The sequence below is a fragment of the Bacillus aerius genome (assembly GCF_029894105.1).
GTDB lineage: Bacteria > Bacillota > Bacilli > Bacillales > Bacillaceae > Bacillus > Bacillus altitudinis.
The window spans coordinates 3,241,096-3,266,640 of sequence record NZ_JARYHO010000001.1; the positions used below are offsets into that span (position 1 = coordinate 3,241,096).

Annotated in this window: 25 protein-coding genes; 2 read left to right on the forward strand and 23 right to left on the reverse strand. The window is 41.0% G+C overall.

Translation table 11 applies throughout. The features are described from left to right. Position 1: 1 nt before the first annotated feature. The 10 genes from flgK to degS all read right to left on the reverse strand — a co-directional run bounded on the left by flgK (position 2) and on the right by degS (position 8,381). Positions 2–1,522, reverse strand: coding sequence for a flagellar hook-associated protein FlgK (gene flgK / locus M2353_RS16870; protein WP_284725764.1), 1,521 nt, complete (start codon positions 1,520–1,522; stop codon positions 2–4). Between the two features lie 15 nt (positions 1,523–1,537). Continuing rightward, the gene (locus M2353_RS16875) at positions 1,538–2,020 is read right to left on the reverse strand and encodes a flagellar protein FlgN (protein ID WP_007499977.1); all 483 of its coding nucleotides are present in this window, start codon (positions 2,018–2,020) and stop codon (positions 1,538–1,540) included. Between the two features lie 18 nt (positions 2,021–2,038). Continuing rightward, complete coding sequence (gene flgM, locus M2353_RS16880) at positions 2,039–2,302, reverse strand: flagellar biosynthesis anti-sigma factor FlgM (RefSeq protein WP_003213252.1); 264 nt, start codon at positions 2,300–2,302, stop codon at positions 2,039–2,041. Between the two features lie 79 nt (positions 2,303–2,381). After that, positions 2,382–2,801 (reverse strand): TIGR03826 family flagellar region protein, encoded by a 420-nt coding sequence (locus M2353_RS16885; protein WP_017357864.1) that lies wholly within the window; start codon positions 2,799–2,801, stop codon positions 2,382–2,384. 56 nt (positions 2,802–2,857) lie between these two features. Next, positions 2,858–3,325 carry a ComF family protein gene (locus M2353_RS16890; protein ID WP_038475569.1) on the reverse strand — a complete coding sequence of 156 codons (468 nt, stop codon included), beginning with the start codon at positions 3,323–3,325 and terminating at the stop codon, positions 2,858–2,860. 215 nt (positions 3,326–3,540) lie between these two features. Beyond that, positions 3,541–3,834 carry a late competence protein ComFB gene (gene comFB, locus M2353_RS16895; RefSeq protein WP_284725765.1) on the reverse strand — a complete coding sequence of 98 codons (294 nt, stop codon included), beginning with the start codon at positions 3,832–3,834 and terminating at the stop codon, positions 3,541–3,543. A 64-nt stretch (positions 3,835–3,898) separates the two neighbouring features. Beyond that, positions 3,899–5,278 (reverse strand): ATP-dependent helicase ComFA, encoded by a 1,380-nt coding sequence (locus tag M2353_RS16900; protein WP_425332886.1) that lies wholly within the window; start codon positions 5,276–5,278, stop codon positions 3,899–3,901. A gap of 119 nt (positions 5,279–5,397) precedes the next feature. Then, positions 5,398–6,240, reverse strand: coding sequence for a DegV family protein (locus M2353_RS16905; protein WP_046526683.1), 843 nt, complete (start codon positions 6,238–6,240; stop codon positions 5,398–5,400). Positions 6,241–6,451: 211 nt separating this feature from the next. Continuing rightward, a complete protein-coding gene (gene degU / locus M2353_RS16910; RefSeq protein ID WP_008348273.1) occupies positions 6,452–7,141 on the reverse strand; it encodes a two-component system response regulator DegU in 690 nt (229 codons plus the stop codon). A 64-nt stretch (positions 7,142–7,205) separates the two neighbouring features. Then, the gene (gene degS, locus M2353_RS16915) at positions 7,206–8,381 is read right to left on the reverse strand and encodes a two-component sensor histidine kinase DegS (protein ID WP_024719243.1); all 1,176 of its coding nucleotides are present in this window, start codon (positions 8,379–8,381) and stop codon (positions 7,206–7,208) included. 221 nt (positions 8,382–8,602) lie between these two features. On the opposite strand from degS, the gene M2353_RS16920 reads away from it, so the two are divergent. Next, the gene (locus M2353_RS16920) at positions 8,603–9,271 is read left to right on the forward strand and encodes a YigZ family protein (protein WP_017357860.1); all 669 of its coding nucleotides are present in this window, start codon (positions 8,603–8,605) and stop codon (positions 9,269–9,271) included. Continuing rightward, entirely contained in the window at positions 9,256–10,353 is a 1,098-nt protein-coding gene (locus M2353_RS16925; RefSeq protein WP_284725767.1) for an LCP family protein, read from the forward strand. The genes M2353_RS16920 and M2353_RS16925 overlap by 16 nt, the downstream gene beginning before the upstream one ends. Positions 10,354–10,391: 38 nt before the next feature. Here M2353_RS16925 and M2353_RS16930 read toward each other — a convergent pair whose 3' ends face one another. The 13 genes from M2353_RS16930 to M2353_RS16990 all read right to left on the reverse strand — a co-directional run bounded on the left by M2353_RS16930 (position 10,392) and on the right by M2353_RS16990 (position 25,531). Continuing rightward, complete coding sequence (locus tag M2353_RS16930) at positions 10,392–11,459, reverse strand: glycosyltransferase family 4 protein (protein WP_284725768.1); 1,068 nt, start codon at positions 11,457–11,459, stop codon at positions 10,392–10,394. Positions 11,460–11,593: 134 nt separating this feature from the next. After that, complete coding sequence (tuaH, locus tag M2353_RS16935) at positions 11,594–12,790, reverse strand: teichuronic acid biosynthesis protein TuaH (protein WP_284726013.1); 1,197 nt, start codon at positions 12,788–12,790, stop codon at positions 11,594–11,596. Positions 12,791–12,809: 19 nt separating this feature from the next. Continuing rightward, entirely contained in the window at positions 12,810–13,565 is a 756-nt protein-coding gene (tuaG, locus tag M2353_RS16940) for a teichuronic acid biosynthesis protein TuaG (RefSeq protein WP_008348281.1), read from the reverse strand. 24 nt (positions 13,566–13,589) lie between these two features. Beyond that, positions 13,590–14,267, reverse strand: a complete 678-nt coding sequence (gene tuaF, locus M2353_RS16945; RefSeq protein ID WP_024719248.1) for a teichuronic acid biosynthesis protein TuaF — start codon at positions 14,265–14,267, stop codon at positions 13,590–13,592. Positions 14,268–14,328: 61 nt separating this feature from the next. Further along, positions 14,329–15,795: a teichuronic acid biosynthesis protein TuaE gene (gene tuaE, locus M2353_RS16950; protein ID WP_284725769.1), complete on the reverse strand. Its 1,467-nt coding sequence runs from the start codon at positions 15,793–15,795 to the stop codon at positions 14,329–14,331. A 39-nt stretch (positions 15,796–15,834) separates the two neighbouring features. Beyond that, on the reverse strand, positions 15,835–16,764 hold the full coding sequence (locus M2353_RS16955; protein ID WP_065461165.1) for an NAD-dependent epimerase/dehydratase family protein: 930 nt from the start codon (positions 16,762–16,764) through the stop codon (positions 15,835–15,837). Positions 16,765–16,778: 14 nt separating this feature from the next. Beyond that, positions 16,779–18,116, reverse strand: a complete 1,338-nt coding sequence (tuaD, locus tag M2353_RS16960; RefSeq protein ID WP_017368147.1) for a UDP-glucose 6-dehydrogenase TuaD — start codon at positions 18,114–18,116, stop codon at positions 16,779–16,781. 75 nt (positions 18,117–18,191) lie between these two features. Continuing rightward, positions 18,192–19,379: a teichuronic acid biosynthesis protein TuaC gene (gene tuaC / locus M2353_RS16965; RefSeq protein ID WP_284725770.1), complete on the reverse strand. Its 1,188-nt coding sequence runs from the start codon at positions 19,377–19,379 to the stop codon at positions 18,192–18,194. Further along, positions 19,376–20,827, reverse strand: a complete 1,452-nt coding sequence (gene tuaB, locus M2353_RS16970) for a teichuronic acid biosynthesis protein TuaB (RefSeq protein ID WP_284725771.1) — start codon at positions 20,825–20,827, stop codon at positions 19,376–19,378. Before tuaB ends, tuaC begins: the two co-directional genes overlap by 4 nt. Before the next feature lie 18 nt (positions 20,828–20,845). Further along, positions 20,846–21,505, reverse strand: a complete 660-nt coding sequence (locus M2353_RS16975) for a sugar transferase (RefSeq protein ID WP_008348294.1) — start codon at positions 21,503–21,505, stop codon at positions 20,846–20,848. A gap of 198 nt (positions 21,506–21,703) precedes the next feature. Then, entirely contained in the window at positions 21,704–22,273 is a 570-nt protein-coding gene (locus tag M2353_RS16980) for a hypothetical protein (RefSeq protein WP_019743577.1), read from the reverse strand. Between the two features lie 144 nt (positions 22,274–22,417). Then, the gene (locus M2353_RS16985; protein WP_284725772.1) at positions 22,418–23,908 is read right to left on the reverse strand and encodes an N-acetylmuramoyl-L-alanine amidase; all 1,491 of its coding nucleotides are present in this window, start codon (positions 23,906–23,908) and stop codon (positions 22,418–22,420) included. 132 nt (positions 23,909–24,040) lie between these two features. Then, the gene (locus tag M2353_RS16990) at positions 24,041–25,531 is read right to left on the reverse strand and encodes an N-acetylmuramoyl-L-alanine amidase (RefSeq protein ID WP_008348299.1); all 1,491 of its coding nucleotides are present in this window, start codon (positions 25,529–25,531) and stop codon (positions 24,041–24,043) included. Positions 25,532–25,545: the final 14 nt, after the last annotated feature.

Below are 25,545 nucleotides of genomic sequence, written 5' to 3' on the forward strand. Positions count from 1 at the left end.
CCTACCTTCCTACGACTCCCATGCCGTTTATTATTTTATCTAATACTTCGTCTTGCATCGTCATAATTCTTGCTGCTGCATTATACGCATGCTGAAATTGGATCATGTTCGTCATTTCTTCATCTATAGATACAGCACTAGTTGACATCCTGCGTTCATTGGCTGAATTCACAAGAGCTGCTGAACTGCTTTCAAGGGTCATGTTCTTTTTAGCTTGTATCCCCATTTCGGCAATGACATTCTGATAGTAATCCTGAATTGTTGTGGTATTTCCGCCGATTGGTAGCTTTAAGTTTTGAATATTAGCTAATTTCGTAGCATTCGAACCATCACCTTGCGTTTGATTAAGAGATGCAGCAATGTTATCTGTCGATGCTAAAATCACGTCACTCACTTTGATACGGGCTGCCAAGCCTTTATTCAAATCATTGTTATTCTCAATATCGAAAAAGTCTTGTCCACTTGTGCCATTTAACGTGTACCCTTGCTTATGGACATCGTTAAAAGCATCCATAAATACTTTTGCTACTTCATCCAGCTCAGCAAGCATATCCGGGTACATGCCTTTTTCAGCTCCATTAGACATGTAGCCATACGCCTCAACAAGTGCTTTTACTTTACCATTCACTTGTAATTGATCAGCTGCGATGGTTGTCGTTCCAAATTCGAGTGAGTTAACAAGTCCTGTCGTATTATCATAGGAAAGTTGCAATTCAGATTTTTCATTGGTAATGCCATTTAAAATTGTTCCAGCAGATTGTCCATTAGCACCGATAATATCGATGTTAACGGTTCCTTCAGCAATTTCCAGAGCATTTCCTCCAGAAGGGTTGTAGCTCACTTTAATATCAACAAGTGAGGAAAGCTGATCTATAAGAGCGTCTCGCGTATCATAAAGATCATTGGGAAGATAACCATTTGGCTCAACTGTTGCAATCTGTTTATTCACTTCATCAATTTGAGTTAATAGGGTGTTCACATTTTTTGCCGTTGAATCGAGTTCAGTTTTTAAATTCTTTTGTATCGTTGTTAAAGAAGAATTTAGCAGACGGAATTGATCTACTAAAGCTTGAGCACTTGTCTTAACAACTGTACGAGCTGAAGCAGTATCAGCATTTTTCGATTCCGATAAGACTTGTAATGATTTCCAGAGATTATCAAAGGCTCTATTCAAGCCTTCATCTGTCAAATCATTCATCACTCCTTCCATTTGTGAAAGAGCATCAGACTTCGTCGCATAATAAGACAAGTTATTGTTATGATCTCTATACTGAAGATCTAAAAAGCTGTCTCGAATTCTTTCAACAGTTCCAACTTGGACACCTGTCCCCATTTGGCCGTATGTCTTGCCATCATAAACAGAAATCACTGGGTAAGGATTCTCTGCTTTAAAGGTAACTCTCTGTCTTGAGTAGCCATCAGTATTTGCATTGGATACGTTGTTTGATGTGACATAAAGCCCTGCACGCTGGGCTGTGATTCCTCTTTTTGCCGTTTCTAGTCCCATGAATGTAGAACCCATAGATATCCTCCTTTTTTACGCTTTTGAATCAAACAAAGCCCTATGCTGTTTAGGCTTTGAACTCTCAAGACCATTTTGTCCGTAATTCATATTTTCTTTGTTAGGATTCACAAGATCGAATGTCAGTGAAATAAATTGAAGTGACTGCTGAATAAGCTGTTTGTTCAGTTCGTTTACATCTTTCAGTTCCACCATGATGTCATTCAGCTTCTCATATAACGAAATAAGCTCTTCTTGATCCGTTCCTGTAGCTTTTTCGATGCATGCGGTGATTGTCGGCGATTGATCACTTTGTAAAAATTGAACTGCTGCTTCAATCCGCTTTTCTTCTAATTGCGAAATGGCCTGAATATATTTTTGCTCAAGGTTCAGAACCTCTGAAAGAGCATCGATCTCATTATTTTTCAGCATTTCTGTTTTATTCTTAGACAGCTTTAGAAGCTGTTCATGTAATCCGTAGAGACGGTGCAGTTCTTCAATCATTATTTTTACTGACATTCACGCTACTCCCTTTTGTTATTGTTGTTTATAAAAATTCAACATTTTATCTGCAATGCCTTTTGTATCTACTTGATATGTTCCGGCTTCAATGCTTTTTTTAATTTGGTCTATTTTATCTTGACGTTCTTTCATGATATTCGGCACCTTTTGCATTTCGATTGCCTTTTTAGAAATTTCGACTTTGTCAGTTGATTTTGCTTGATTCGATTGCAACGTTTGTTTCTCATATGTTTTCTTGTAAGGATTTACTGGTTGTGTTCCATATCGATTAATTTTCACGGGATTCCTCTCGCTTTCCGTTACAGTCTGTCTTGATTCTATCCATTTTATCGACCAAACTGCAACTTAGTTTAGGGAATCAGTCGTTTTTAGGATTAATGGCATAATAGGTGTCTTTTTTCCTAGATTCAATCTCCCTTTTACGCTCTTCTTCTTGGTCCATTTGGCTGATTTGCGTCTTTATATCCTTTTCACAATGGCTACACAGCTTGTTTTTTCTGATCGGTTGGCCGCATCTTTCACAAGGATAATTGATATTCGGAAATTGACTAATTTGAAGTCTTTTTAAACGGATAAATTTCAGGATTAATTCTTCATCAACTTCTGTTGCGTCTACTATTTCAGCAATGGTTGATTGTCTATTACTTTGCTTACGCAAGAATTTATAAACGATATCAAAAGAACGTTCTTCTTCTTCAAAGCATTTGTTACAAACCGTTTGGATGGTGGTTTTTAAAAATAACTGATTACATTGTGGACAGTTTGCCAATTGATTCATAACCAAAACCCCTTACGTTATTTTCTTTTCTTAATATCGGTTGATTGTCATGATTTTTAACTACGAATCAACGTAAAAGAGGAAACACTTTTGGCACCTGCGTCTTTTAAAATTTTTGCTGCATGATAGACTGTCGCCCCAGTTGTATAAATATCATCGATTAATATGATATCCTTTAGAACGATAGGGTTTGACTGCCTTAATTGGAACAAATTCTGTTGATGTAAACGTTCATTTTTTCTTTTCTTAGACTGCTTACTTTGATGTACTTTTATAAGTGGCTCCAATATAGGTCCGCCAATCATGGAAGCAAGCATCATTGACTGATTGAATCCTCTTTCCTTTAATCTCTCTTTACTCAAAGGAATTGGGACAAGGACCGGTTCTTTGATTGAAAAAGAACGTTTAAACGCTGACTGTACATCTTTTTTAAATAGATCAGCTAAAGCCGTATCACCTCGAAATTTAAATCGAGCTAGAATATCTTTCATAAAGTCGTTGTAAGCATAAACAGACCGATTCATTACAAGAATCTCAGCAAAATCCCGTCGTTTATCCCACCTTGAACAATCCTGACACAATTGATCATTTGATTGCGCTCTTCCGCATTTGGGACAAGTAGGACCTTGAATCTTCATCAGGTGGTTCTTACATGCTACACATAAACGATCTTCATTTAATAGTAGGAATGATTTCCATGTAAAAGCAGCCACAAAATGGCTCTCACAAATTGGACAAATCAACGCTTTTCTTTGTTCAACGGCAAATGATTTTCGCACCTTGGATATGTAGTGACCGTTGAAGCAGCTTCTGTCAGAATAACGAACATCGCCGTATTTTTCTGTTTATCCACCATCTCGGATTTACTATAGGATATTTTATCGATATCTGTTATATATTGCGGTTTCACTTGATTTAGAGAAATGGCTAATACATCTTCTATACATTTTTCACAATGACAAATCATGTTTAATTGGTTGAGATATTGATAGAGAATTTCTTTAAGTAGTATTTCTTTTGCGTTGAGTAGCATATTTTGTCTCTCCTGCCATTTGTGTTTTGTGAATATAATGTACCATGATTTAGTTGAACCCACACTATTTTTCAGAAAACTCTTTTTCAGCTGTATTATTCATTTTTACGATATGTTTCTTTGCTTGTTTCATACTTCTCGTTAAACCAAAATGAAAAAAGTACACGTCTCCGTTAAAAAAATCTGGATGTCTCCCTGCTCTACCAGAAATTTGGACAAGTGCACTTTCTGAAAAAATAGGAGATTCCGCACCTAATACGCCCACCTGAACATCTTGAATGGTAACACCTCTTTCTAGAATAGTTGTTGTAACCAATACATCGAATCTATGATCTCTGAAATGCTGGACTTTTTGCTTCCTTTCTTGATCATCCGCAGAAACACCCTGTACATTTACATCTTGACCTTGAAGAATATGAGTTACCTTCTTCATAGTAGAAATAGAAGGAACAAAGAGTAACACTCTTTTTTTCTTTGTGATATGTTCATGCAGCCAGTTCATTGTAGATGCTGGAAGCCGATTTCTTTTTAATTTCTTTTTCCAATCTCCAACCCATTGAAATGTTGGGACAGGCAACGGTTTTTGGTGGAAGCGCAGAGGAATTTTGATCGCTTCTAATTGTCTATGAGCAACATCCTTTTGCATTTTTTTAGATGGTGTGGCACTTAAGTAAATTCTAACTCCTGTTTTTTTCATTGATTTTAAAACAGCAAACTGAAGCCGTTCATCCATTGAATAAGGAAAAGCATCGACTTCGTCTACAATGAGGACATCAAAGGCGTTTTTATATCTCATTAGCTGATGGGTTGTAGCGATCATAAGCGGTGCCATTTGAAACCTTTGAGAACTCCCGCCATAAAGTGCAGCTATATTCAGTCCTTGAAATGCCTTTCTCATTCGAGGTTCGAGCTCAAGTACAACATCGGTTCTAGGCGTCGCAATACAAACACTCATTCCGTTATTTAGCGCATATTTTATACCATGAAAAAGCACCTCCGTTTTCCCCGCACCACAAACAGCCCAAACGAGCAGATCAAATTTGTTTTGGATTGCTTCTACTAGCCTATCGGACGCTCTCTTTTGCCCTTTAGAAAGCTCTCCCTGCCATGTTAATTCAACTCGTCTTGTTTCTTTCTTTTGTGGACCCGTCCATTCGTAGAGAAAGCCACATTCGCTTACTTTTCCCAGCATGATGCAGGATCTACAGTATACACAGTCTTTTTGACATGTTTCACACGGAGAGAGGGCAAAGTAGCGCTTGTTTGATACACCGCACCGGCAGCAGATCAAACCACTCGACACCCTATCGACAGCAGGTGTTCTATGGATGAATCCTTGATTCTCCAGCCACTCCAATTCGGACTGTGTACATTGACATTCAATAGAAAGAAGGTGCCTTGATTGTAGCTTGTGACTGAGTTCCATTGCTTTTTCCAGATTCAATTTCACGCACTACCTTTCCATTCATGTTGACCCATTATGTACAAAGAGAAGGCCTTTCGTCTAATTGTAAAAATAGAAAAACAAATCCCCTTTTCCATGAGAAAAGGGGATTTTGATATCTACCTGATGATCCAGCCAAGTGCTAAAGAGCCTTCTCCTAGATGAGTGCCAATCACGGCACCAAAGTAGCTTTTATAAAATTCAACATGAGGATACTTTTCTAATAAGTGCGCAACTAATTCATCTGCTTCTTCTTCTCTATTACCATGTATCAGAGTTGCTCTCATTGGAACACCACGTGATGCATCTTCATCAAATAATTCAAAAATACGTGAAATGGCTTTTTTGCGTGTACGAATCTTCTCAAAAGGGACAATTAGCTTGTTGTCAAAATGCAAGATAGGCTTTACCTTTAAGAGGCTTCCAATAAAAGCCTGAGCACCATTTAATCTGCCGCCACGTTGTAAATGAGTTAAATCGTCTACCATAAAATAAGCTCTTTGATTTTCTTTCAGATAATTGAGATGGGAAATCACTTCTTCTGGAGAAGCACCACCTTGGATTTTTTCAGCAGCTTCTAACACATAAAAACCTTGCGCCATACAGCTAGTCTCTGTATCAAACGGATAAATGTCGATTCCGTCAACTAGTTCATTCGCTGAGGCCGCACTATTGTATGTTCCACTAATTCCGCTTGACAGATGTATACTAATCACAGCATCATATGTTTCGCTAAGTTTTTCATATAATTCTATAAGTTCACCGAAAGCAGGCTGAGAGGTTGTTGGAAGATCTTTATGTTTCTTGACTTCTTCATAATATGTCTTCCAATCCATTTCTACTTCTTCACGGTATGATTCAGTACCAAAGATGACATTCAGAGGGATCATATGAATATGATGTTTATCACGTAGTTCTTGTGGTATATAAGCAGTACTGTCTGTTACAACGGCTATTTTCATTCTTAAATACCTTCCTTATCCGTTAAGTTGCTTTTTAAAAAAGAATGATCATTGTTTTTCACTAGATTTATAATACTAATCAAAAAAGCTTGCCTAATCAATAGGCAAGCCCGCTATATCCGAAAAAGACTCCTTACCTGCCTATCATTGCTCTCTAACTTGAATGTGAGAGAACTAAAAACAGGCGAAAAAGGAGTACTTGTCCGGAACATTATCTCATTTCTACCCAGCCGTTTTTAATTGCTACAACAACAGCTTGAGTACGGTCGTTTACATTCATTTTTTGCAAGATGTTACTCACGTGGTTTTTGACTGTTTTCTCACTAATAAAGAGCGACTCACCAATACCTCTGTTGCTCTTTCCGTCAGCTAACATTTGAAGAACTTCACATTCACGTCTTGTTAAGATATGAAGTGGTCTGCGAATTTCAGGATATACCTCGTGCTGTGGATGTGCTGAAACGCCGCTTGTTGCTAAGCGTCGGAATTCATTTACTAAGTTATGAGTGACTTTCGGATGTAAATAAGAGCCTCCGTCAGCTACTACTTTTACTGCTTCAATGAGGGTATCTGCATCCATTTCTTTTAACAAGTAGCCTCTTGCTCCTGTTTTTAATGCATGTGTCACATAGTTTTCATCGTCATGAATAGATAGGATAATGACTTTTGATTCGGGATAAAGCTCTACTAGCTGTTTTGTAGCCTCCACACCATTTACATTCGGCATATTAATGTCCATAATGACAACATCCGGATGATAGTGTTCTACGATACGTGCAGCTTCGTCACCGTCGTCTCCTTCTGCAACTACTTCAAAAGTAGGTTCAAAATCTAAAATCCGTTTGACACCTTCACGGAATAATTGGTGGTCATCGATAATTACAATATTTACTTTAGTCACAAGCTACGCCTCCCCATGTTTATTGTTCTACACCTGAACTTTATGGTCAATATGTCTTTTGTCTCTATTTTACAATTTTATTTTGTAATGTTAACGGTACTCTAATCATGATGAATGTCCCTAGACCTATTTTTGAGTCTATGGTCATTTTACCTTCTAGTAAGTCTACGCGCTCTTTCATACCAAGTAACCCAAAGGATTTGTTTTTATTTGTTTTCACATCTTTCATATCAAAGCCTTTTCCATCGTCTTTGATAATTAACGTGACAAAGTCTTTTGTCACTTCTACTTTTACAGAGATTTCTTCAGCTTCGGAATGCTTCAATGAATTTGTGACAGCTTCTTGGGCTAGTCTAAACAGTGCCACTTCGAACTGAGAAGCAATTCTTTCATTTTCTGTATCCCCTAGGCATTGGAACGTAATTTTGGTTTTTCCATCATATTCTTCAATTGTGTTTAAGTATTTTCGCAGTGTCGGAATGAGACCCAAATCATCTAAAGCCATCGGTCTTAAATCATAAATGATTCTTCTCACTTCGTACAGTGCATTTCGCACATTCTGTCTTAGACTTCTAATTTCTTTAAAACCTTCTTCTGTTCCACGGTCTCTAAAAATCCGTTCAATTAGTTCTGAACGCATCATCACGTTTGCCAGCATCTGAGCAGGTCCATCATGGATTTCTCGTGATACCCTTTTGCGCTCTTCTTCCTGGGCTTCAATAATTCTTAGTCCAAAATCTTGTTTTGCCTGAGCATCTTCAAGTAAAACACCGACCTGACGTAAATCTTGGTTCAAGTAGTTGAGGACGACCGTGATCTGGCTCACAAGCGTTTCTGAACGTTCAATGACATCTTGTAAGCTTAACAATCGTCTTTCGAGATCATCTCTTCTTTCCCTCAGCTGTTTTTCGCGCTGCTGGATCATGGTCAATTCTACTTGCAGGTTATGTGCTTTTTCATAGGCTTCTCGTATTTCTTCTTCGCTGAATTTGTTGAAGTTTCTGCTGACCTCAGATAATCGATTTCTAGCATGTCTCGTATGTACTTCTAGTTTATCCCCAAAATCAATTACTTCGTTGACTTGCTGTTTAATTTGCTTGAGCTCTTCTACTAGGCTTTCATATTGTTGACGGGACTGTTCGCCGATTCTAAATACTTCGTCCTTACTGCCATCAACTGTACTTAGCATTTTCATGATGATTGAATCCAATAACTTCGGATCCATTTTAGGTGTTGTCATGGCTTTTCCCTCCCGTAACAGTGATGTCATCTTTTTTTATTATAAATGTCATTGATCTGCATTTTATGTCGAATTATAATGAAAGAATGCGTATAAATCATGAAATTTTTATGACGACCCTTTTTCCGCTCCTATCATCATAACAAAATACGCTGTAAAATTCTAAAACCAATGCAAATTTTCTCTAGCCTTACAATTTGCTTGTCAGGAGGGTATGTCTTTTGCTGAACCGCTATCTCACAGTAAAAAGCCGTGGCGAGCATGAGATCGTCATTGAAAAATCACGTTTTATTTGTCATATACAACGTGCTGTCTCAGAAGAAGAAGCACAAGCCTTTATACAATCCATAAAAAAACAACATTGGAACGCCACTCATAATTGTTCCGCCTATTTGATCGGTGAACATGATCTGATTCAAAAAGCAAATGATGATGGTGAACCAAGCGGTACGGCAGGTGTACCCATGCTTGAAGTGCTAAAAAAACGCAAGCTGAAAGATACAGTAGTTGTCGTCACTCGTTATTTCGGCGGTATTAAGCTAGGTGCCGGTGGATTAATTCGTGCGTACGGAAAATCTGTGTCTGAAGCAATTAATCATGTTGGTATGGTAGAACGCTGTTTAATGCGTACGATGCACACAACAATAGATTATACATGGCTTGGAAAGGTAGAGAATGAGCTTAGAGCCTCATCTTTTCAGCTAAAAGACATCCATTATGCAGAAGATGTGATTTTTGAAACGTATGTAGAAGAAACACAAACAGAGCAGTTTATTGAATGGATGACTGAGTTGACTAATGGAAAGAGTGTTACTAAAGAAGGCGAATTGATTTATTTAGAAAAGGACGTTGGTCCGATAAAGGAGACAGATGAATGGCACAACGAGTAAAAGTGCGTGTACGAAAGAAAAAGAGTAGGAAGAAAAAGATTTTCAAACGGATTCTGGTCTTATTTTTGCTTCTCTTCATCTGCATGGGCGGATTTGCAGTTTATAAGATTGTGAATACACTCCAGGCTGCTGACAAAACTTATGATGAATTAGAGCGTGGGGAGAAATCGAAACTCCGTGATGCTGTTATTGATATAAAGAAAAAACCTTTCTCTGTCCTATTTGTTGGTATAGAGGATTACGCCACAAATGGTGATCACGGCCGTTCAGATTCACTCATCGTCGCAACGATTAATCCTCAGGATAAAACGATGAAAATGGTCAGTATCCCCCGTGACACACGAGTACAGCTTGCTAGTGACACAACGGGAAATAAAGTAAAGATCAATGCGGCATTTGCTAAAGGCGGTAAAGACGAAACGATTGAAACTGTCGAACAATTCTTGCATATCCCAATTGACAAATATGCAACAGTGGACTTTGACGGTTTTAAGGATGTCATTGATGAAGTTGGGGGAATCGATATAGACGTTCCATTTGACTTCAATGAAAAAAGTGATGTCAAAAAATCGAAAAAGATTTACTTTAAAAAAGGGAATATGCATTTAAACGGGGAAGAGGCACTTGCTTACGCGCGAATGAGAAAACAAGATCCACGTGGTGATTTCGGGCGTAACGATCGTCAGAAACAAATCTTACGTGCCATGATTGATCAAATGGCGAAACCTCATAACATTGCAAACGTGGATAATATCGCAAAAGAAGTAAGTGATCATATAACAACCAACTTCCGCATCACAGAAGGACTTGCTCTACAGCAAATTTACAGTGGTTTTAAAGGAGACGATACTGAAACACTATCTATTAAAGGATCAGACCTTTATTTAGGACCAAATCGAACATACTTCTTTGAGCCAGATCAAACCAACTTGGCTGAGGTGCAAAATGAGTTAAGGACACATTTAAAGCTTCCTGCTGAGTCATCGTCCTCAACTGAAACAAATACACAAACCGATTCATCTTCTGGTACAACAGGGTCAGCCGATACCGAGGCCCCTTCGACCAGCACATCAGGACAATAATAGGAAAACAGCCCGTTCCTTGGAAGCGGGCTGTTTTTTTATTGTCTTTTGACCATTCGTTTGTAGAATTTCGTAAATGGTTTAAACTCTTCGTTCACCAAACCAGTGACTTCAGCGATAACTTGCATAAACATGACCAGTAAAAAGATGATGATCAATGACAGCCAAATGGTGGCACTTGTCAGCAAAATCGCGCTTAAGCTGAAGACTAAGCCAATCATGTAAATCACAATCACTGCCATTCGATGTGATAAGCCAAAGGCCATCAGTCGATGATGGATGTGTGATTTGTCAGGTGATGAGATAGGCTGTTTATTCAATATTCGTCTGATGATCGCAAAGGTCGTATCAAAAATAGGCACACCTAAAATAATTACAGGGACAACAACACTAAACAAAGTAACACTTTTGTACAATCCTAAAAGTGACAGGACCGAGATTATATAGCCTAAAAATAACGAACCTGTATCACCCATAAATATTTTTGCTGGATGGAAGTTATAAAAAAGAAAACCGATGGTACTGCCAATGACGACAAGAGATAACGAAAGAATCAGGATCTTGTCCGCAGAAAATGCCATGACGGCAATCGTGGTTAAACCGATAACCGAAATTCCGGCAGCCAGTCCATCTAATCCATCAATTAAATTGATCGCATTTGTAATCCCAACAATCCATAGTACAGTCAGGGGATACGCCATCCATCCTAACTCCAGTCGATCTGTTAAGAAAGGAACAGAGAAAAAGTCCATTTTTAAGCCCGTGCTCACGATTAAGCAAGCAACGAGAACTTGCACAAGAAATTTAAATTTTGCACTTAAATTATATTTATCATCAAATATACCTAAAATGACGATGAGTACAGCGCCAACTGATATAGCTGTAATTTTATTATGTAGAAACAGCCCGCCTGCTAGTGCTCCAGCCGCTACCCCAATAAAAATCGCCAAACCGCCCATTCGAGGCATTACTCTATCATGAACTTTTCGTTTATTCGGCTGGTCCACTGCACCAATCTTAATTGCAAACTTTTTGACGATTGGTGTCACAATTAAAACTGTAGCCAGAGAGACAAAAAACGCTAATAAGGCGCGTTCGTAATCCATAGGTCAGTCTCCTTCTAAATTGAAATCTGTATTTTGTATATTGGCCGCTCTTTCCATTATACAATTGAATATAGGATGATCACAAGCTCCCCCTAAGAAGAAGAAACAAATAAAAACGCACAATCCTGAATGAATTATGCGTTTTCTTTAATATTCGTTAATTCCACCATGTTTGTGAACAGTGCGTGCCAATCTTTTTTCTTTGCCCGGCTTTGTCTTAGATGTCTGCATTTCATGTCATCTTTTTTACTGATCACTTTCTGGCAGGCTTCTACGAAGAGAGCTGGATCTTCGCCCTCTACATATTCATACACATCATTCTCTTTTAGCCTTTCCGTTGATGGAAGATTTAAACCAACAACAGGGATTCCGGCAGCTAAAAATTCATACAGCTTGAGCGGAAAAACCGCTTGATTGTAAGGAGACTGTTTGTATGGCATCATCCCTACATCAATTAATTTCATATAAGCAGGCACTTCTTCTGGTGCGACTGCTCCTGTCCATAGGACATTGGGCAGTTTGAGTGCATGCTGAAAAGATGGATCTCCATTCGTTCCATCCGGACCGACAAATAAAAATGTCCAATCTGGCTGCATGCGAGCAGCTTGAGCAATCATGTCAAAATCGAGTTTCGGCTTGATCCCACCTATAAAGCCAAGAACCGTTCCCTCTCTTCCCTCTAGCACATCTTCCCTGCTAGGGAGGTGGCTTTTTGCAAACACATCATACTCGACGCCATTTTCCACTGTAAAGACATCTTTCGGTTCACCCATGAGCCTTTTTTTGATTTGATCATGTAAGTATTGTGAAGAGCATGTAATGCTGTGTGCATATTTAATAATGCGGTTTTCTGCTTTTACAATGACTCGCTGTCTCATATAAGAGAGAATGTTGTTTTTTCCGCTGATGGGCTCTCCCCACAGGTCACTGCAATCATACACAATATGTTTCCATTCAAATAAAGAAGATAAGAGCGGAAATCCCGGAAACGTATACCATAAACAGACGGCTATGCCCTGCTTTTCTTCTTGACGCAAATGCTCAAGAAGAGGAGATAATTTATGAAAATAAAACATATCTTGATAACGGCCAAAGCGAAAAAACTTGCTCTTGAGCACATCAGGAATGGTCATTTGCTTCATTCGATCCGTTATAGGCTGAAAGGGAGCTGAATGACGAGTGGCAGATGGGCATACCCAGATGACCTCTTTCGTTTCTGGATCAGATGCAAGAAATTCCGCCAGTCGATGCCGTCTGTACCTTAGGCCATCGTGTCCCCATTCTCCCGTTGCGACAATCACATGTATGATCGACTCTGCTTTCACCTTTATCACCTTTTTTCCCTTCTATTTATAAGCGCTTTTTGACAGCATTTGTGGCATAGTGCATAAAACACCAAGATGCTTTCACAAAATGAAGCTGCTCAATTTCTCTGTAGACAAACCATGTTTTTTTCGCTGCTTTCCACTTGTTACTAGAAATCGAGTTTCCCACGATGCGATATTCACTGAGCGGCTCACTCATTCCATAGGCAGTAAATCCTTTTTTTAAAATAGAGAGCCATGTGGCTAAGTCCTGCCTTGTTCGAATGTTTGGCATTTCCACGTGTCCTACTTGTTGAAGATCGAGCATCACCGTCAAACAGCCGATAATCGTATTTTTTAAAGCTTCATTGTAGTTCAACTGAGCCGGCGCTGTGACGGTTTTTTGTAACGGCTCTCCATTTTCTGAAATGATGTCATATGCCGTGAAAGTAAAGGCATGATCATTTTCTAACATAAACTTGACCTGCTTTTCGAGCTTTGTCTGTTTCCACATATCATCGCTATCTAAAAAAGCGATAAAGCGGCCTTTCGCCTGTTTGATGGCGGTGTTTCTAGCAATAGCGGCTCCCCCGTTTTCCTCTAAATAAATGACGTTGATTCTGTCGTCCGTCTGACTTAATTCCCCTAACAACTTCCTTGTGCCATCTGTTGAGCAATCATCTGCAATGATCAGCTCCCAGTTGGAATAGGTTTGGGCAAGGACGGAATGAACTGTATCCGTTAAATAACGTTCCGCATTATACGCCGGTGTAATAATTGATACTAACGGTTGATTGTTCACCTAAGACTCATCTCCAGTTCATCATTAAGATTCTTTGAACACTTCAGGTAACACCACAAACATAAGCGAGATGCTAAGGCCAATGACAAGTCCAAGCAGTGCTCGTTTTTTCGCTGACATGCCTTTGCCTGCTTCATCAAGCACTTGGGCAGGATCGACAATCTTTGCCTGCTTCATCCCGAGCTTTGTCGATTCCAATTCATATAAAAATCGTTCTTTATCGACCTTGGAGTCATTGCTGACAGATTCATCTTCAAGAGCGGATAGTCTCCTTTCAATGACTTGCTGTCTTTTCGTAAATAAGGCTTTGTCCTGCTTTAAAAATGTATCTGACACTTGTTTCACTACCGCCAAAGCTCGAGCTTGATCAGCATCTGTAAACGACAACTGCAATTGTGTATCGGACTGGTTCGTGAGAATCAAACGATTTTTCACATCCTGCCTTTCTTCTTCCTTTACATCACGGAGTGCTTGATTCAGAAATGCATCACTTTTTAATAGAGATGTCACTTCTTCCATATTGTTATACACACCGTCGTCATATTTCCCAAGCGTCAAGGTCACAGCAGCTGTGTAACTAGACTGTTCTACTGTCCCCTTGGCAAAAAAGAAACCAAAAGCAGCCAATACAACGGGCAGCAGCACAAGCCAGACGATATATTTTTTCATTCGCTTCCCTATTCTTAACATAAAACCAGACATGCTCATTCTCCCAACATTGACGTATTTGCTTTTTCACTAGTGTAGCCATACAAACTCAGCATCACACGTTTGCCCACGGCTTGAAGCGCTGTTTATTTTTCATGATATTGACCGCTGCGATCACTAGACCTAGAAACACCCAGTGGAAATATAAATTCGAGACCGAACTCGGACTGATACTTGAGACGAGAAAGCTCAGCATGGCAGCAAATAGACCTTCAATGATCATCTTGGCTGATCTCGTGTCAGCCAATTGGTATTGTTTGTACAGTGAGAACATGAGATAGGCGTACACTGAGATATAACCTAGCATGACGGCAAACCCAAAATTCGTCATCACCTCTAGCAGCCAATTGTGAACTTCGACGACCTGATCTGTATCAAAGATAGAAAAGTGAGCTAAGTAATAAGACACATTGCCCGCTCCGACTCCGAAACCGTATGAATTCGTAAAGAAATACCAAGCGTTTTTGATTAAATTCGCCCTGGCAATGTTGGACGGAAGTGGTTCGCTGAAAGAATGAGCGACCTGAGAAGCGAGAAACAAGTCATAAAAGACAGAATAGATTTTGGCTGAAAAAATGGCGATACAGATGATAACAAGCCCGCCAGCTGCCATGATGGACCACTTTTTTAAAAAGAGAGGCATCAACAGCCATACATAGATTGCCGCTCCGGCTAATATGCCAAGCAAGCTGGCGCGCGATTCTGTTAACAAAATGAGATACAGCGCTAAGATGGCTCCTAATAATCCGAACGCTTTGATATAACCATTTTTCATTTGGCGCATGCACGCCACATATAAGAAAAAGCTAATAGATAAAAACGTCGCAAAGTCATTTTGATTAAAGAAGACAGCTGTAGGATAGTGCTGTTTGTACGCTGGTCCAAGATACAATGAAGTATTCGGTAAATGATTCAAGGTCAAGTGATTATAGAACCCGATTCCCATCACAAATACGGTCATGACTAGCCAAATACTATAAAAAGTCACGATCTGATCCATTCGCTGAATGTACATGACCACAAGAAAGACAAAACCCATTCCCATCGCAAGAAGAGACATATATTTCAGGCCGTCTGTGACCGAATGAGCCCAAAGCAGTGAGATGAGTCCGTAAAGAAACCATGCAGCGAAAAAACCAAGAATGCCTTTAACGCGAATTTGCTGCCACTGGGATATGTACGTTCCTTTGTCTCTCATCCGCCATATGAATAAAGCAAAGACAGCCAAGAGCATGATGCGGTAGAGAAAGAGACTAAAGAATCCGGCACTGATAGAGAAAAAAGCGTTATTGAGAAATGTTAATGCAATCAAAAGGTAAATGGCTGACATGAATATGTGCTCACCATTCATATAGAGCTTCATACATATAGCAGCCGCTATGAGCACCACAATCAAAACCGGAATGACCACCATCTTCTTTAACCCGATAGGCTGCGTGGATGCCATTTGTACAAGCCCGATACCTGCTGCTAATAAAATACATCCGATTATGATTTGCCATGCTGTTTGTTTCACACTCATACCCATGTTCCTCCTAAGCAACCCATCCGATTTGAGGGATTAAGCCTTTACTTCCTGTTCATAGTAGGAAATGGTGCGAGCCAAACCTTCTTGTAAAGTCACAACAGGCTCCCATGTTAAGACTTGTTTCGTTTCCTCATTTTCCAATGTACTATGCACAATATCTCCTGCACGCTGAGGCTTATAAATCGGTTCAAGATCTGATCTCGTGACTCGCTTCATCGTTTGAAACAGCTCATTCACCGTGATGGAATGACCACATGAAATATTTAAACAAACGTTTGATTGAGCTGTTAAAGCTGCAACATTCGCTGCGGCTAGATCGCCTACATAGATGAAATCTCTTGTTTGTTCCCCGTTTCCGAAGATGAAAGGTGCCTCCTGTTTTGCAAACTTATCAGAAAAAATTGAGACAACACCGCCTTCACCAAGTGCGTCTTGGCGCGGACCATATACATTGCTGTACCGCATAATACAATAGTCCACATCATAGAGTGATTTCGCCATCTCTAAGTATCGTTCAACTGTCAGTTTCGACAAGCCATAAGGTGAACCAGGCTGCAGTGGATGAGCTGTGTCGACCGGCAGATAGACTGGGTCTCCATAGACTGCTGCCGATGAGGCAAACACCACTTTCTCCACCCCGGCTTCAGCTGCTGCTTTGATCACATGCAGCGAACCTTTAATATTGACCTCTTCGTCGTAGACGAAATGTTGAACCGAAACGGCTACACTCACTTGCGCTGCAAGATGAATGATATAATCTGGTGCAATGTGTTTGATTAAATCGACCGTTTCTGATTTTGTGACATCTGCTTCAATGCATTGTACGGAAAGATGAGCGATATTTTCCTTCGATCCAGTTGAAAAGTTATCAAGAACGATGGGCTCATAACCTTTCTCTAATAAAGCCTCTACCGTATGAGATCCTATAAATCCACTTCCCCCAGTGACCAATACTTTCTTCATCCAAGTTCCCCCTATTATTGTGCCTTCGATACCAATTCTGTTTCCCATACGCCTGGGCGGCCGATGGACTGGTAAATAAATCCTCTCTCTTTCATTTCTGCTGGATCAAACAAATTCCTTCCATCAATTAAAATGGGAGAACGAAGTAGCTGCTTGATCTGATCCTTATCCATCTTCTGTACGTCATCCCATTCCGTTAAGATGAGACAAGCATCTGTATCTTTCACTGTTTCATAGAGATCATTGCTGAAGACCGCCTGCGGGCCAAGCTCTCTTTCTGCTTCTACATAAGCAATTGGATCATAGGCTTTGACAAAAGCTCCGAGCTCTCTCAGCATTGGGATAATATCTAGTGCTGGCGCTGAACGCATATCGTTTGTATTTGGTTTAAATGCGAGCCCTAAAACGGAAATCGTTTTTCCTTTAATATCACCGAACACACTCATCAGTTTGCTGACAAGATGGGCTCTTTGGTGGTTGTTTGTTTCAATGACAGATTCGATCAGCTTGAACCGGTAGCCAGCTGTTTCGGCAATTTTGAGAAGAGCCATCGTATCTTTTGGGAAACAAGAGCCACCAAATCCAATGCCTGCTTTTAAAAATTTATGCCCGATCCGGCTGTCTAACCCAACGCCTTCGCTGACTTTTTCCACATCAGCACCAACTCTCTCGCAAATGTTCGCAATGTCATTGATGAATGAGATTTTTGTGGCGAGCATGGCATTTGCCGCATACTTAATCATTTCTGCACTTTCTAGATTGGTCTCAACCACTTCTGTTTGAAACGGATCATGCAATTTTTTAATGATCGTGGATGCATGTGCGCTTGTTGAGCCAATGACCGCCCTCTCCATATTCATCGTATCTTGAATAGCTGAACCTTCCCGCAGAAACTCTGGATTGGAGACGACGTCAAATGGATATTTACTGCGTGAAGCCTTTTGAACAATGGCTTGAACAAGACGTCCTGTTCCAACTGGCACTGTGCTCTTATTCACGATGATTTTGTAGCCATTCAGGTGCTCCCCAACCGTTTGAGCCACAGCTTTCACGAATGTTAAATCCGCTTCCCCCTGAGGTGTCATTGGTGTTCCTACCGCAATATAAATAATCTCTGATTCTCGAATTGCAGCGGGAATATTGGTTGTAAAACACAATCTTCCCTCTTCTGTATTCTTCTCAATCAATTCCTTTAAGCCCGGTTCATAAATTGGAACGAGACCGCTTTTTAAGCTGTTGATTTTTGATTCGTCGATGTCACAACAAATGACGCGATTTCCGATATCAGCAAAACAAGTACCCGATACTAACCCGACATATCCTGTTCCAATCACAGCAATTTTCTTCAACATGTTTCATCCTCTCAGTAAAAGCATATTGGTCGTTCCAAACTGTTTATCTATCAGTCTTTGCACATTTCATCCTGTTTAAACGGTGGAAGTTGATTGATTCAGCACCTTTTCATATTGCTGCTGAATCAGAAGCGTAGCATTATGTGATGATGAATAATCTGTATGGACGATGTGGTGAAGATCGTTCTTCACTTGCTCGTTCCATCTGTTTTCATAAAGATAAGCGTGAATCGCTTCTTTTAGCTGACTCGTTGAACGAGGTTCAATGAGCAGATGTTGATAGGTAGAAAATAGTGATGGGAGACCACCAACCCGTGTTGCGATGACAGGCAGTTTTAAAGCGAGCGCCTCAAGGACGACAGTCGGCATTCCTTCACTGTAGGATGGAAGGACAAACAGGTCAGCTGCCATTAAATAATGTTTGACTTGTTCATTCGGCACCTGCCCCGGGAGTATAATGGTTTCTCCCGCCCGTTCGGCCAGCTCCTTTGCGAGGGGCCCTTTTCCGACAAAGACGGCTTTTACACCCTCCATCCCGCTGACAGCTTCCGCTAATTCAAGCAAACCTTTCTCTTTGACTAAACGGCCGACAAAAACGACGAGCTTGTCGTGAAGCGGTAAACCAATCTGCTTTCTGATGGCTGTTTGATCCCCCAGTGTTCTAGAAAATGACTTGAGCGGAATTCCAAGCGGGAGGCATTGCGCATCCACCTCTGTCATGTCATGTGTTTTCTTTGCCAGCTCTTCACTCACTGTGAGAACAGCAGACGCCTGTTTTACTGCTGCTTTAAAGGCGGCATGCGCCCCTTGGCTATAGGTTGGATAGACGTTCACATCACTGCCGTGTAAGGTCAGAAGATAAGGGATGTTTGCTTCCTTTTTGATCACAGCTGCTGCGCCGCCAGACGGCATGGCAAAGTGCGCATGGATGAAATCCGGTGACAGTTCATAACGCTCCATTGTGCGCAGGACAGAAGCTGCGATTCGTTTACTCGGCTGAGCCCATTTTAGCTGTCCAGGCAGCGCTGTATAGGGCGGTCTGTAAACCGGCACGCCGCACCTCACTTCCTGCTGGGGAAGATCCTTTCTCTGACGATAGGAAGCTTTAAGCATCCGTAAGATGGGCGGATTGACAGGAGTAGGACAAATCACGCTCACTTCTACGCCCTGTTTGACCAGCTCCTGCACTTGCGTTTCATGGAAGACGCCTTCACTTGGATGTTTTTCACTAGGATATACACTTGTCAGCCATAGCACCTTCATGACGAACGACCTCTTCTCCATAATTCCCCTGCCATCTGCGGATACATTTTGACAAGTAGCAAGCTATATAAAGCCGCACTTAAACCAATCGTCAGTAGTAATTGAAGCAGTATATCCGCTGATGTCAGCTTCATCCCTTGATGAACAGTCACTGCGCAGGCGGCCATTAACAGCGTCATGACAGCAGGCTTTACGAGTGATTTTACATACACCTTCATATCTAGCTGAATGACATAAGCCATCAGCCACCTGCCGACAATGAAGTTCAGCAGGCTGACCCCTGAGTAGACCCAAGCTACAGTCAATAGACTGCCAGTATGGACTCCTGCATATAAGGCGCATCCATATACGATGAGCATGCCTGTATCCCAATAAAATGCTAAGTCAGCTCTCCCTTTTGCAAGAAGGATGGAACCATTTGGATTCATCAGCACACGGAGTAGACCGACAATGCACAAAATATTCAAAACCGGGACCGCCACTAGCCATTTCTCTCCAAACACCACTTCTATAAAGCTATCTGATACGGCAGCAAGACCGATGAGTAGTGGAAAACTAATGAGTGCAAGCATATTCGTCATGCTGAGGAAGCCCTCACGCAGCCTAGAGTGATCACGCTGACTTTTTGCGAAAACTGGGAAAGCCACTCTCGTCACAATCGGGTTAATTTTCAGCACCGGGATTGTGACGATTTGATAAGCCAGGCTATAAATCCCTAATGCCTCTGCTCCAAGAAATCGTCCTATTAAAATCATGTCGATGTTTGAGCCTGCCCGATTGACGAGTCTTGACGCAAGCTGGAAAGCCCCGAAGGAGAAAAACTCTTTCACTTCCCCTAATGCGAAAACGGGTGCTGGGCGCCACTTCTTCCAATAAGCCGCTGCATACATGAGACCTTTTCCTGATTGAAGCAGCACTTGAGAGATCACATAGGCCACAATTGGATTGATAAAAAAGGCTAGGATAAGTAGAACAATCAGCGAAATGATCGTCGCTATCGTCTCAATCGTACTTAAGGTTTTAAAGGCTAAATCTTTCTGCATCATGTATTGGTATTGCTGACCAATTGGTGCAATGAGAAACATGATTGATAATAACTTGAGCAAGCCTTCCAGCTCAGGTCTGGCATAAAAGGTAGCAATCAAGGGACTTGCGAGGATCAATACACAAAACAAGAGAATTCCCGTCAGCAAGTTGATCCAATATAATGTAGATAATTGACGTTCCGTCGTTTGTTCCTTTTGAATGATCGCAGCACCGATGCCTAGATCAAGTAAAATCTGTGTAAATATTGTGACCGTTGTGATCATGCCAACGAGTCCAAATTCTTTCAGTGACATTACGTTTCCTAAAAAGGCGAACTGTGCAATTTGGATGATGGTAATGATCAATGCGGACAAGCTTGTCCATTTTGCTCCGCCCAGCAGGCGATTTTTCATACTTGCCATTTCTCTTCCCTACTTTACTTATCTGGCTCCGTCACCAGTCACGATGACTTTTAACGTTTTTACCATAATCTTCGTGTCGAGAGAAAATGTCAAGTTTTGAATATACTGTAAGTCATGTGATAATTTTTCACTTGGACTCATTTCATATCCCCCATTTACTTGAGCAAGACCTGTCAGCCCTGGCTTCACTGTCAGTCTTTTTGTAAAGCCTGGAATCGTCCGATTAAATTCGGCAGTAAACATTGGTCTTTCAGGACGTGGACCTACAATACTCATTTCTCCTTTTAACACGTTGATAAATTGCGGCAGTTCATCAATTCTTGTTTTTCTGATGAATGCCCCCACTTTGGTGATACGAGGGTCATTTTTTTGCGCCCATTTCGCTCCTCCGCTTTCTGCGTTGGTTCTCATCGATCTGAGCTTCCATAATTTAAAGTAGACACCGTCTTTTCCGACCCTTTCCTGCATATAAAAGGCTGGCCCTGGTGTTTCTAGCTTAATTAAAAGGGCAAACAGTAAAATGATTGGCGTACTCAACATCAATCCGATGAACGAGAACACGACATCTATGAAACGTTTTGCAAATAAATATCGAACCATATGTTCTGTTAAAGCAAAAGAGTGGTTTCGTCTCACTTCATATTCTCTGTAAAGGTTCATCGCTTTCTCTGCGCTCACTGACCTGCACCTCACCATTCAAAGTAGTTGTTGTGTAAAGAGATGTTCTATGAAAGTCAGTTTAGCAGAGCAACATTAAGCAAATGTAAATGGGCTGTTAAGTCTTGTAAAAGTGTGTTAAGAATGTGCCCTTATATCAAGTTATGCCCTTTTAAACGTAAAAAAGACCCGCATTTCTGCGGGTCTACGTGTCTTTTTTTATTTTGCCTTTACGGATTCGATCGTCTTCAGTCTAAGCGTTCCGTTTGCATCTTTTGTATAAGTTACTTTCACTTTTGACTCTTCTTTTAGGCTGTTCACTTGTTTAGAAAATGTATTTCCGAATTGAATGGCTACTTCTTTTCCATCAATGTTGACAGCAATTGTATGTCCATCAGCCAAACCGACATATGTGCCTTCTTTGGTGACTTCATTTTTCTTCGTTGTAGATTCTTTTTTTGTTTTAGATTCAGCTTTTGACTGATCGTTTGTCGTTTCTTCTTTTGTGATTTCCTTACTTGAGCTTTCTTTTGCATCTTCATCAGATTGACCTGCTTGGTCTTCTGTTTGAGCAGCTGTTTCTTTGCTTTCATCATCTGCTTTTTCACTTGCAGACTTGTCTTCCGTCTTTTCATCTGTTGCATTTTCTTTCTTTTGATCTGCTGCTTCAGTTGTTTCTTTTTTGCTGTTATCCGTATTGTTATCGTTAGACTGATTTGATGTGCCGCATGCTGTGAGCATTACTCCTAGAAGTAAAACTAAAAACGGCATTGTGATTAATTTTTTCAAGATCGTCACCTCTTCATGATTTGTCGATTTGCTGTCATTGGAAGGTAAATACGTGAAAAATCCACCCTCTATGTTTCGATTATAACAAAAATAACCTGAAATGAAATGTATTTTTAACTTGACATATCATTCATCCGATCTATTTTATTCAAAATATTGAGATACACCTGCTGCGATTCCTGAAGCCAGCCGCTCCTTGGCAGTCGATGATTTTAATATACTGGCATCAATCGGACTGGTTACGAACCCCGTTTCAAGCAAGATGCTGGGCATTTTTGAATACTTGATCACGTAGAACCCTGCTGTCTTCACACCGCGATCTCTTGTGCCAAGGGCTTTCACCATCTGGGGCTGTACCTTTTGTGCCAGCTTTAAACTATTGGCCGAAGCATACGTCGCATCATAATACGTTTCTGTTCCATTTGCACCGCTATTATCATTTGCATTGGCATGGATGCTGATGAACACATCCGCACTAGCCTGTGATCCTTTGCTTACACGTGTTTGCAAGGAATCAAATGTATCAGATGTTCTAGACATGACCGTCAGCGCACCCGCTTGTTTGAGCCTTGCTTGCAGTTTTAACGCGACATCCAGATTGATATTTTTTTCAAACAGCCCATTTCCTACCGCTCCAGCATCCTGCGCACCATGACCTGGGTCAATAAAGATGGTTTCACCTAACACATGATTTTTCAGCTGTGTGATCACACTGGTTCGTATGGTTGATGTTCCGCCCACCACTGTAAATGTTGAAATCTTTTTAGTCCCAATGACACGACGAATCGCATCTGGCACTGATTGAGCGTCTGTAAGAAGAAGGGTTTGCCCTTGCTTGGCTGCCGTACTTGCCGCAGCTGCCGCATCGGCATATGCATAGCCGTTACTCATATACGTTTGGGTTGTCTTCATCGGGTATGTTTTCGCAATTCGGGCTGCCACTTCATACCGATTGGCTCCGCTGATTCTCACGGGTGATGGCAGCTTTTGATAGGCTGCTTGATTGACACTTGTTTCCCCGCCAATCACAATCGTCCGTTTCACCGCTTTGCTTTTTAATAGATTGGCTGTTTCCTGCCGCAGTCCTTTTGCATCGGTTAATAAAATAGGAAAACCCTGTTTTGCAGCATACGGAGCAATCGCCACAGCATCTGCATAAGCAGAACCATTCACAATCACAGCTGTATCAACACTCTTCATTTGCTTAGCAACGTTTGCCGCCAATTCATATCGATTCTTTCCTTGTATTCGCGATACGGAGAGATTCATTGCTTTTAGCTGCGCTACGACTTTTTGAGAAATGCTTGCGGTTCCGCCAAGAATGATAACACGCTTCGTTTTCAACTGCTGAAGACCTGACTTAGTTGCACCTGAAAGACTGCTAGTATTCGTTAACAGCACTGGGGCTCCTTGCTGAAAGGCATACGGCACAGCACTTAGCGCATCTGCATAAGCTTCACCGCCTACTAAAACAACTGTAGGTGCTGTCGACCAGCCTCGTTTTGCAGCGTTAACTGCCACCTCATATCGATTACTTCCCTCAATCTTCGATACATTGTGCTGCGCAAATGCTGATGGTGCATATAAACATAGTGAAACCACAATTAAAACAAAACATTTGATATAAGAACGCATGAAGTCAACCTCCTTGGTTTTGAACCCTTCACCCCGGAAACACTTCATGTACTTTTGAAAAAAGGCTGCCGAGAGTCGTTTCTCGAGCAGCCTAAGAGGTGTATCTTAGGCACCCCTCATCTGTATGTTTTCTTATCTAAAATAGCCTGAAACACCGCTTGAAATACCTGACGCTAATCGATCTTTATAAGTAGCAGATTTCAAAATATTTGAATCAACTGGACTGGAAACAAAACCAGTTTCTAAGAGAACACTTGGCATCTTAGAATATTTAATCACATAGAAACCAGCTGTCTTCACACCACGGTCTCTTGTGCCTAATGCACTGACCATTTTAGGCTGAATATTTTGCGCAAGCTTCAAGCTGTTTGTTGCCGCATATGTTTTGTCATAATACGTTTCAGTTCCATTTGCACTGCTGTTATCATTTGAGTTCGCATGGACACTGATGAAGATATCTGCATTTGCTGACGCACCTTTGCTCACCCGTGTTTGAAGACTGTCGAATGTGTCTGATGTTCTTGACATCGTCACAAGTGCACCTGCGTTGTTTAACTTTGTATTTAGACGTTTGGCTACATCTAAGTTTAAGTTCTTCTCATATAATCCGTAGCCTACCGCTCCTGAATCATGAGCGCCATGACCTGGGTCAATGAATACTTTTTTGCCAACGACAGGATTTTTCAATTGATTCACGACAGTTGGTGTCACTGTATTTGTACTGCCAACGACAGTAAATTTGGTGATTTTTTTGCTGCTAATCGTCGCTCTTGTTACCTTTGGCAGCGTCTTTTCATTCGTTAGGAGCAATGCTTTGTTTTGCTTTGCTGCAATTCCTGCCGCGGAAGATGAAGTGGCATAGCCAAACCCTCTTCCTACATAGGTATTATTTGTGCTCATATTGTATTTTTTCACAATATTCGCAGCCACGTCATAACGAGTAGAGCCTTTGATTCGCGTTGGAGATTTTAATTGATTATAAGCTGCTTTTGTGACGTAATTCTCTCCGCCTACGACAATGGTTTGTTTCACATTGCTTGCTTTTGCAACAGAAGCGATTTCAGAACGAAGGCCCTTTTTATCTGTATATAGAATTGGGAACCCTTTTTGTGCCGCTACAGGTGCAATGGCAATTCCATGTGCATAGAATGACCCTTCAACCACAACGACGCCAGCTGGCGTTTTCATTTTTTTCGCGATATTTGCCGATAGCTCATATCGGTTTTTTCCTGAAATACGTTGTGTAGAGATGCCCATTTTCTTTACTTGATTGACCACGTTGTTTGACACACTTGATGTGCTGCCTAAAACAATAACTGTCTTCGTTTTTAAAGCCGTTAAGGCTTTTTTTGTATCTCCAGAAAGGCTTGTACTATTTGTGTAAAGAACTGGTCCATTTTTTTGATGTGCCAGTGGAATTCCTGCTGTTGCATCTGCATATGCAGTTTTCCCCACTAAAACAACTGTACTTGCTGTTCCCCATCCTTTTTTCGCTACGTTTGCTGCTACAGCATACCGGCTCCCACCATCAATTCGGGAGACCGAGTTATCTGCTGAAGCTGTTGGAACAATAACGAAAATGGCGATGAGGCTGAGGATGGCTGTTTTGATCATTGAGCGCATCTTCTAAGTCCTCC

Coding starts and splice junctions, on each gene's coding strand:
- tuaE (WP_284725769.1), bottom strand. CDS start 15,795: ATGAGTGTGAAACAAACAGCATGGCAAATCATAATCGGATGTATTTTA.
- M2353_RS16890 (WP_038475569.1), bottom strand. CDS start 3,325: ATGAATCGGTCTGTTTATGCTTACAACGACTTTATGAAAGATATTCTA.
- tuaD (WP_017368147.1), bottom strand. CDS start 18,116: ATGTTGAAGAAAATTGCTGTGATTGGAACAGGATATGTCGGGTTAGTA.
- M2353_RS16985 (WP_284725772.1), bottom strand. CDS start 23,908: ATGCGTTCTTATATCAAATGTTTTGTTTTAATTGTGGTTTCACTATGT.
- M2353_RS16930 (WP_284725768.1), bottom strand. CDS start 11,459: ATGGATTACGAACGCGCCTTATTAGCGTTTTTTGTCTCTCTGGCTACA.
- comFB (WP_284725765.1), bottom strand. CDS start 3,834: ATGCTACTCAACGCAAAAGAAATACTACTTAAAGAAATTCTCTATCAA.
- M2353_RS16875 (WP_007499977.1), bottom strand. CDS start 2,020: ATGTCAGTAAAAATAATGATTGAAGAACTGCACCGTCTCTACGGATTA.
- M2353_RS16925 (WP_284725767.1), top strand. CDS start 9,256: ATGGCACAACGAGTAAAAGTGCGTGTACGAAAGAAAAAGAGTAGGAAG.
- M2353_RS16990 (WP_008348299.1), bottom strand. CDS start 25,531: ATGCGCTCAATGATCAAAACAGCCATCCTCAGCCTCATCGCCATTTTC.
- M2353_RS16885 (WP_017357864.1), bottom strand. CDS start 2,801: ATGAATCAATTGGCAAACTGTCCACAATGTAATCAGTTATTTTTAAAA.
- flgK (WP_284725764.1), bottom strand. CDS start 1,522: ATGGGTTCTACATTCATGGGACTAGAAACGGCAAAAAGAGGAATCACA.
- tuaB (WP_284725771.1), bottom strand. CDS start 20,827: ATGGCAAGTATGAAAAATCGCCTGCTGGGCGGAGCAAAATGGACAAGC.
- tuaF (WP_024719248.1), bottom strand. CDS start 14,267: ATGTCTGGTTTTATGTTAAGAATAGGGAAGCGAATGAAAAAATATATC.
- tuaC (WP_284725770.1), bottom strand. CDS start 19,379: ATGAAGGTGCTATGGCTGACAAGTGTATATCCTAGTGAAAAACATCCA.
- degS (WP_024719243.1), bottom strand. CDS start 8,381: ATGACAACACCTAAAATGGATCCGAAGTTATTGGATTCAATCATCATG.
- M2353_RS16955 (WP_065461165.1), bottom strand. CDS start 16,764: ATGAAGAAAGTATTGGTCACTGGGGGAAGTGGATTTATAGGATCTCAT.
- M2353_RS16905 (WP_046526683.1), bottom strand. CDS start 6,240: ATGAAAATAGCCGTTGTAACAGACAGTACTGCTTATATACCACAAGAA.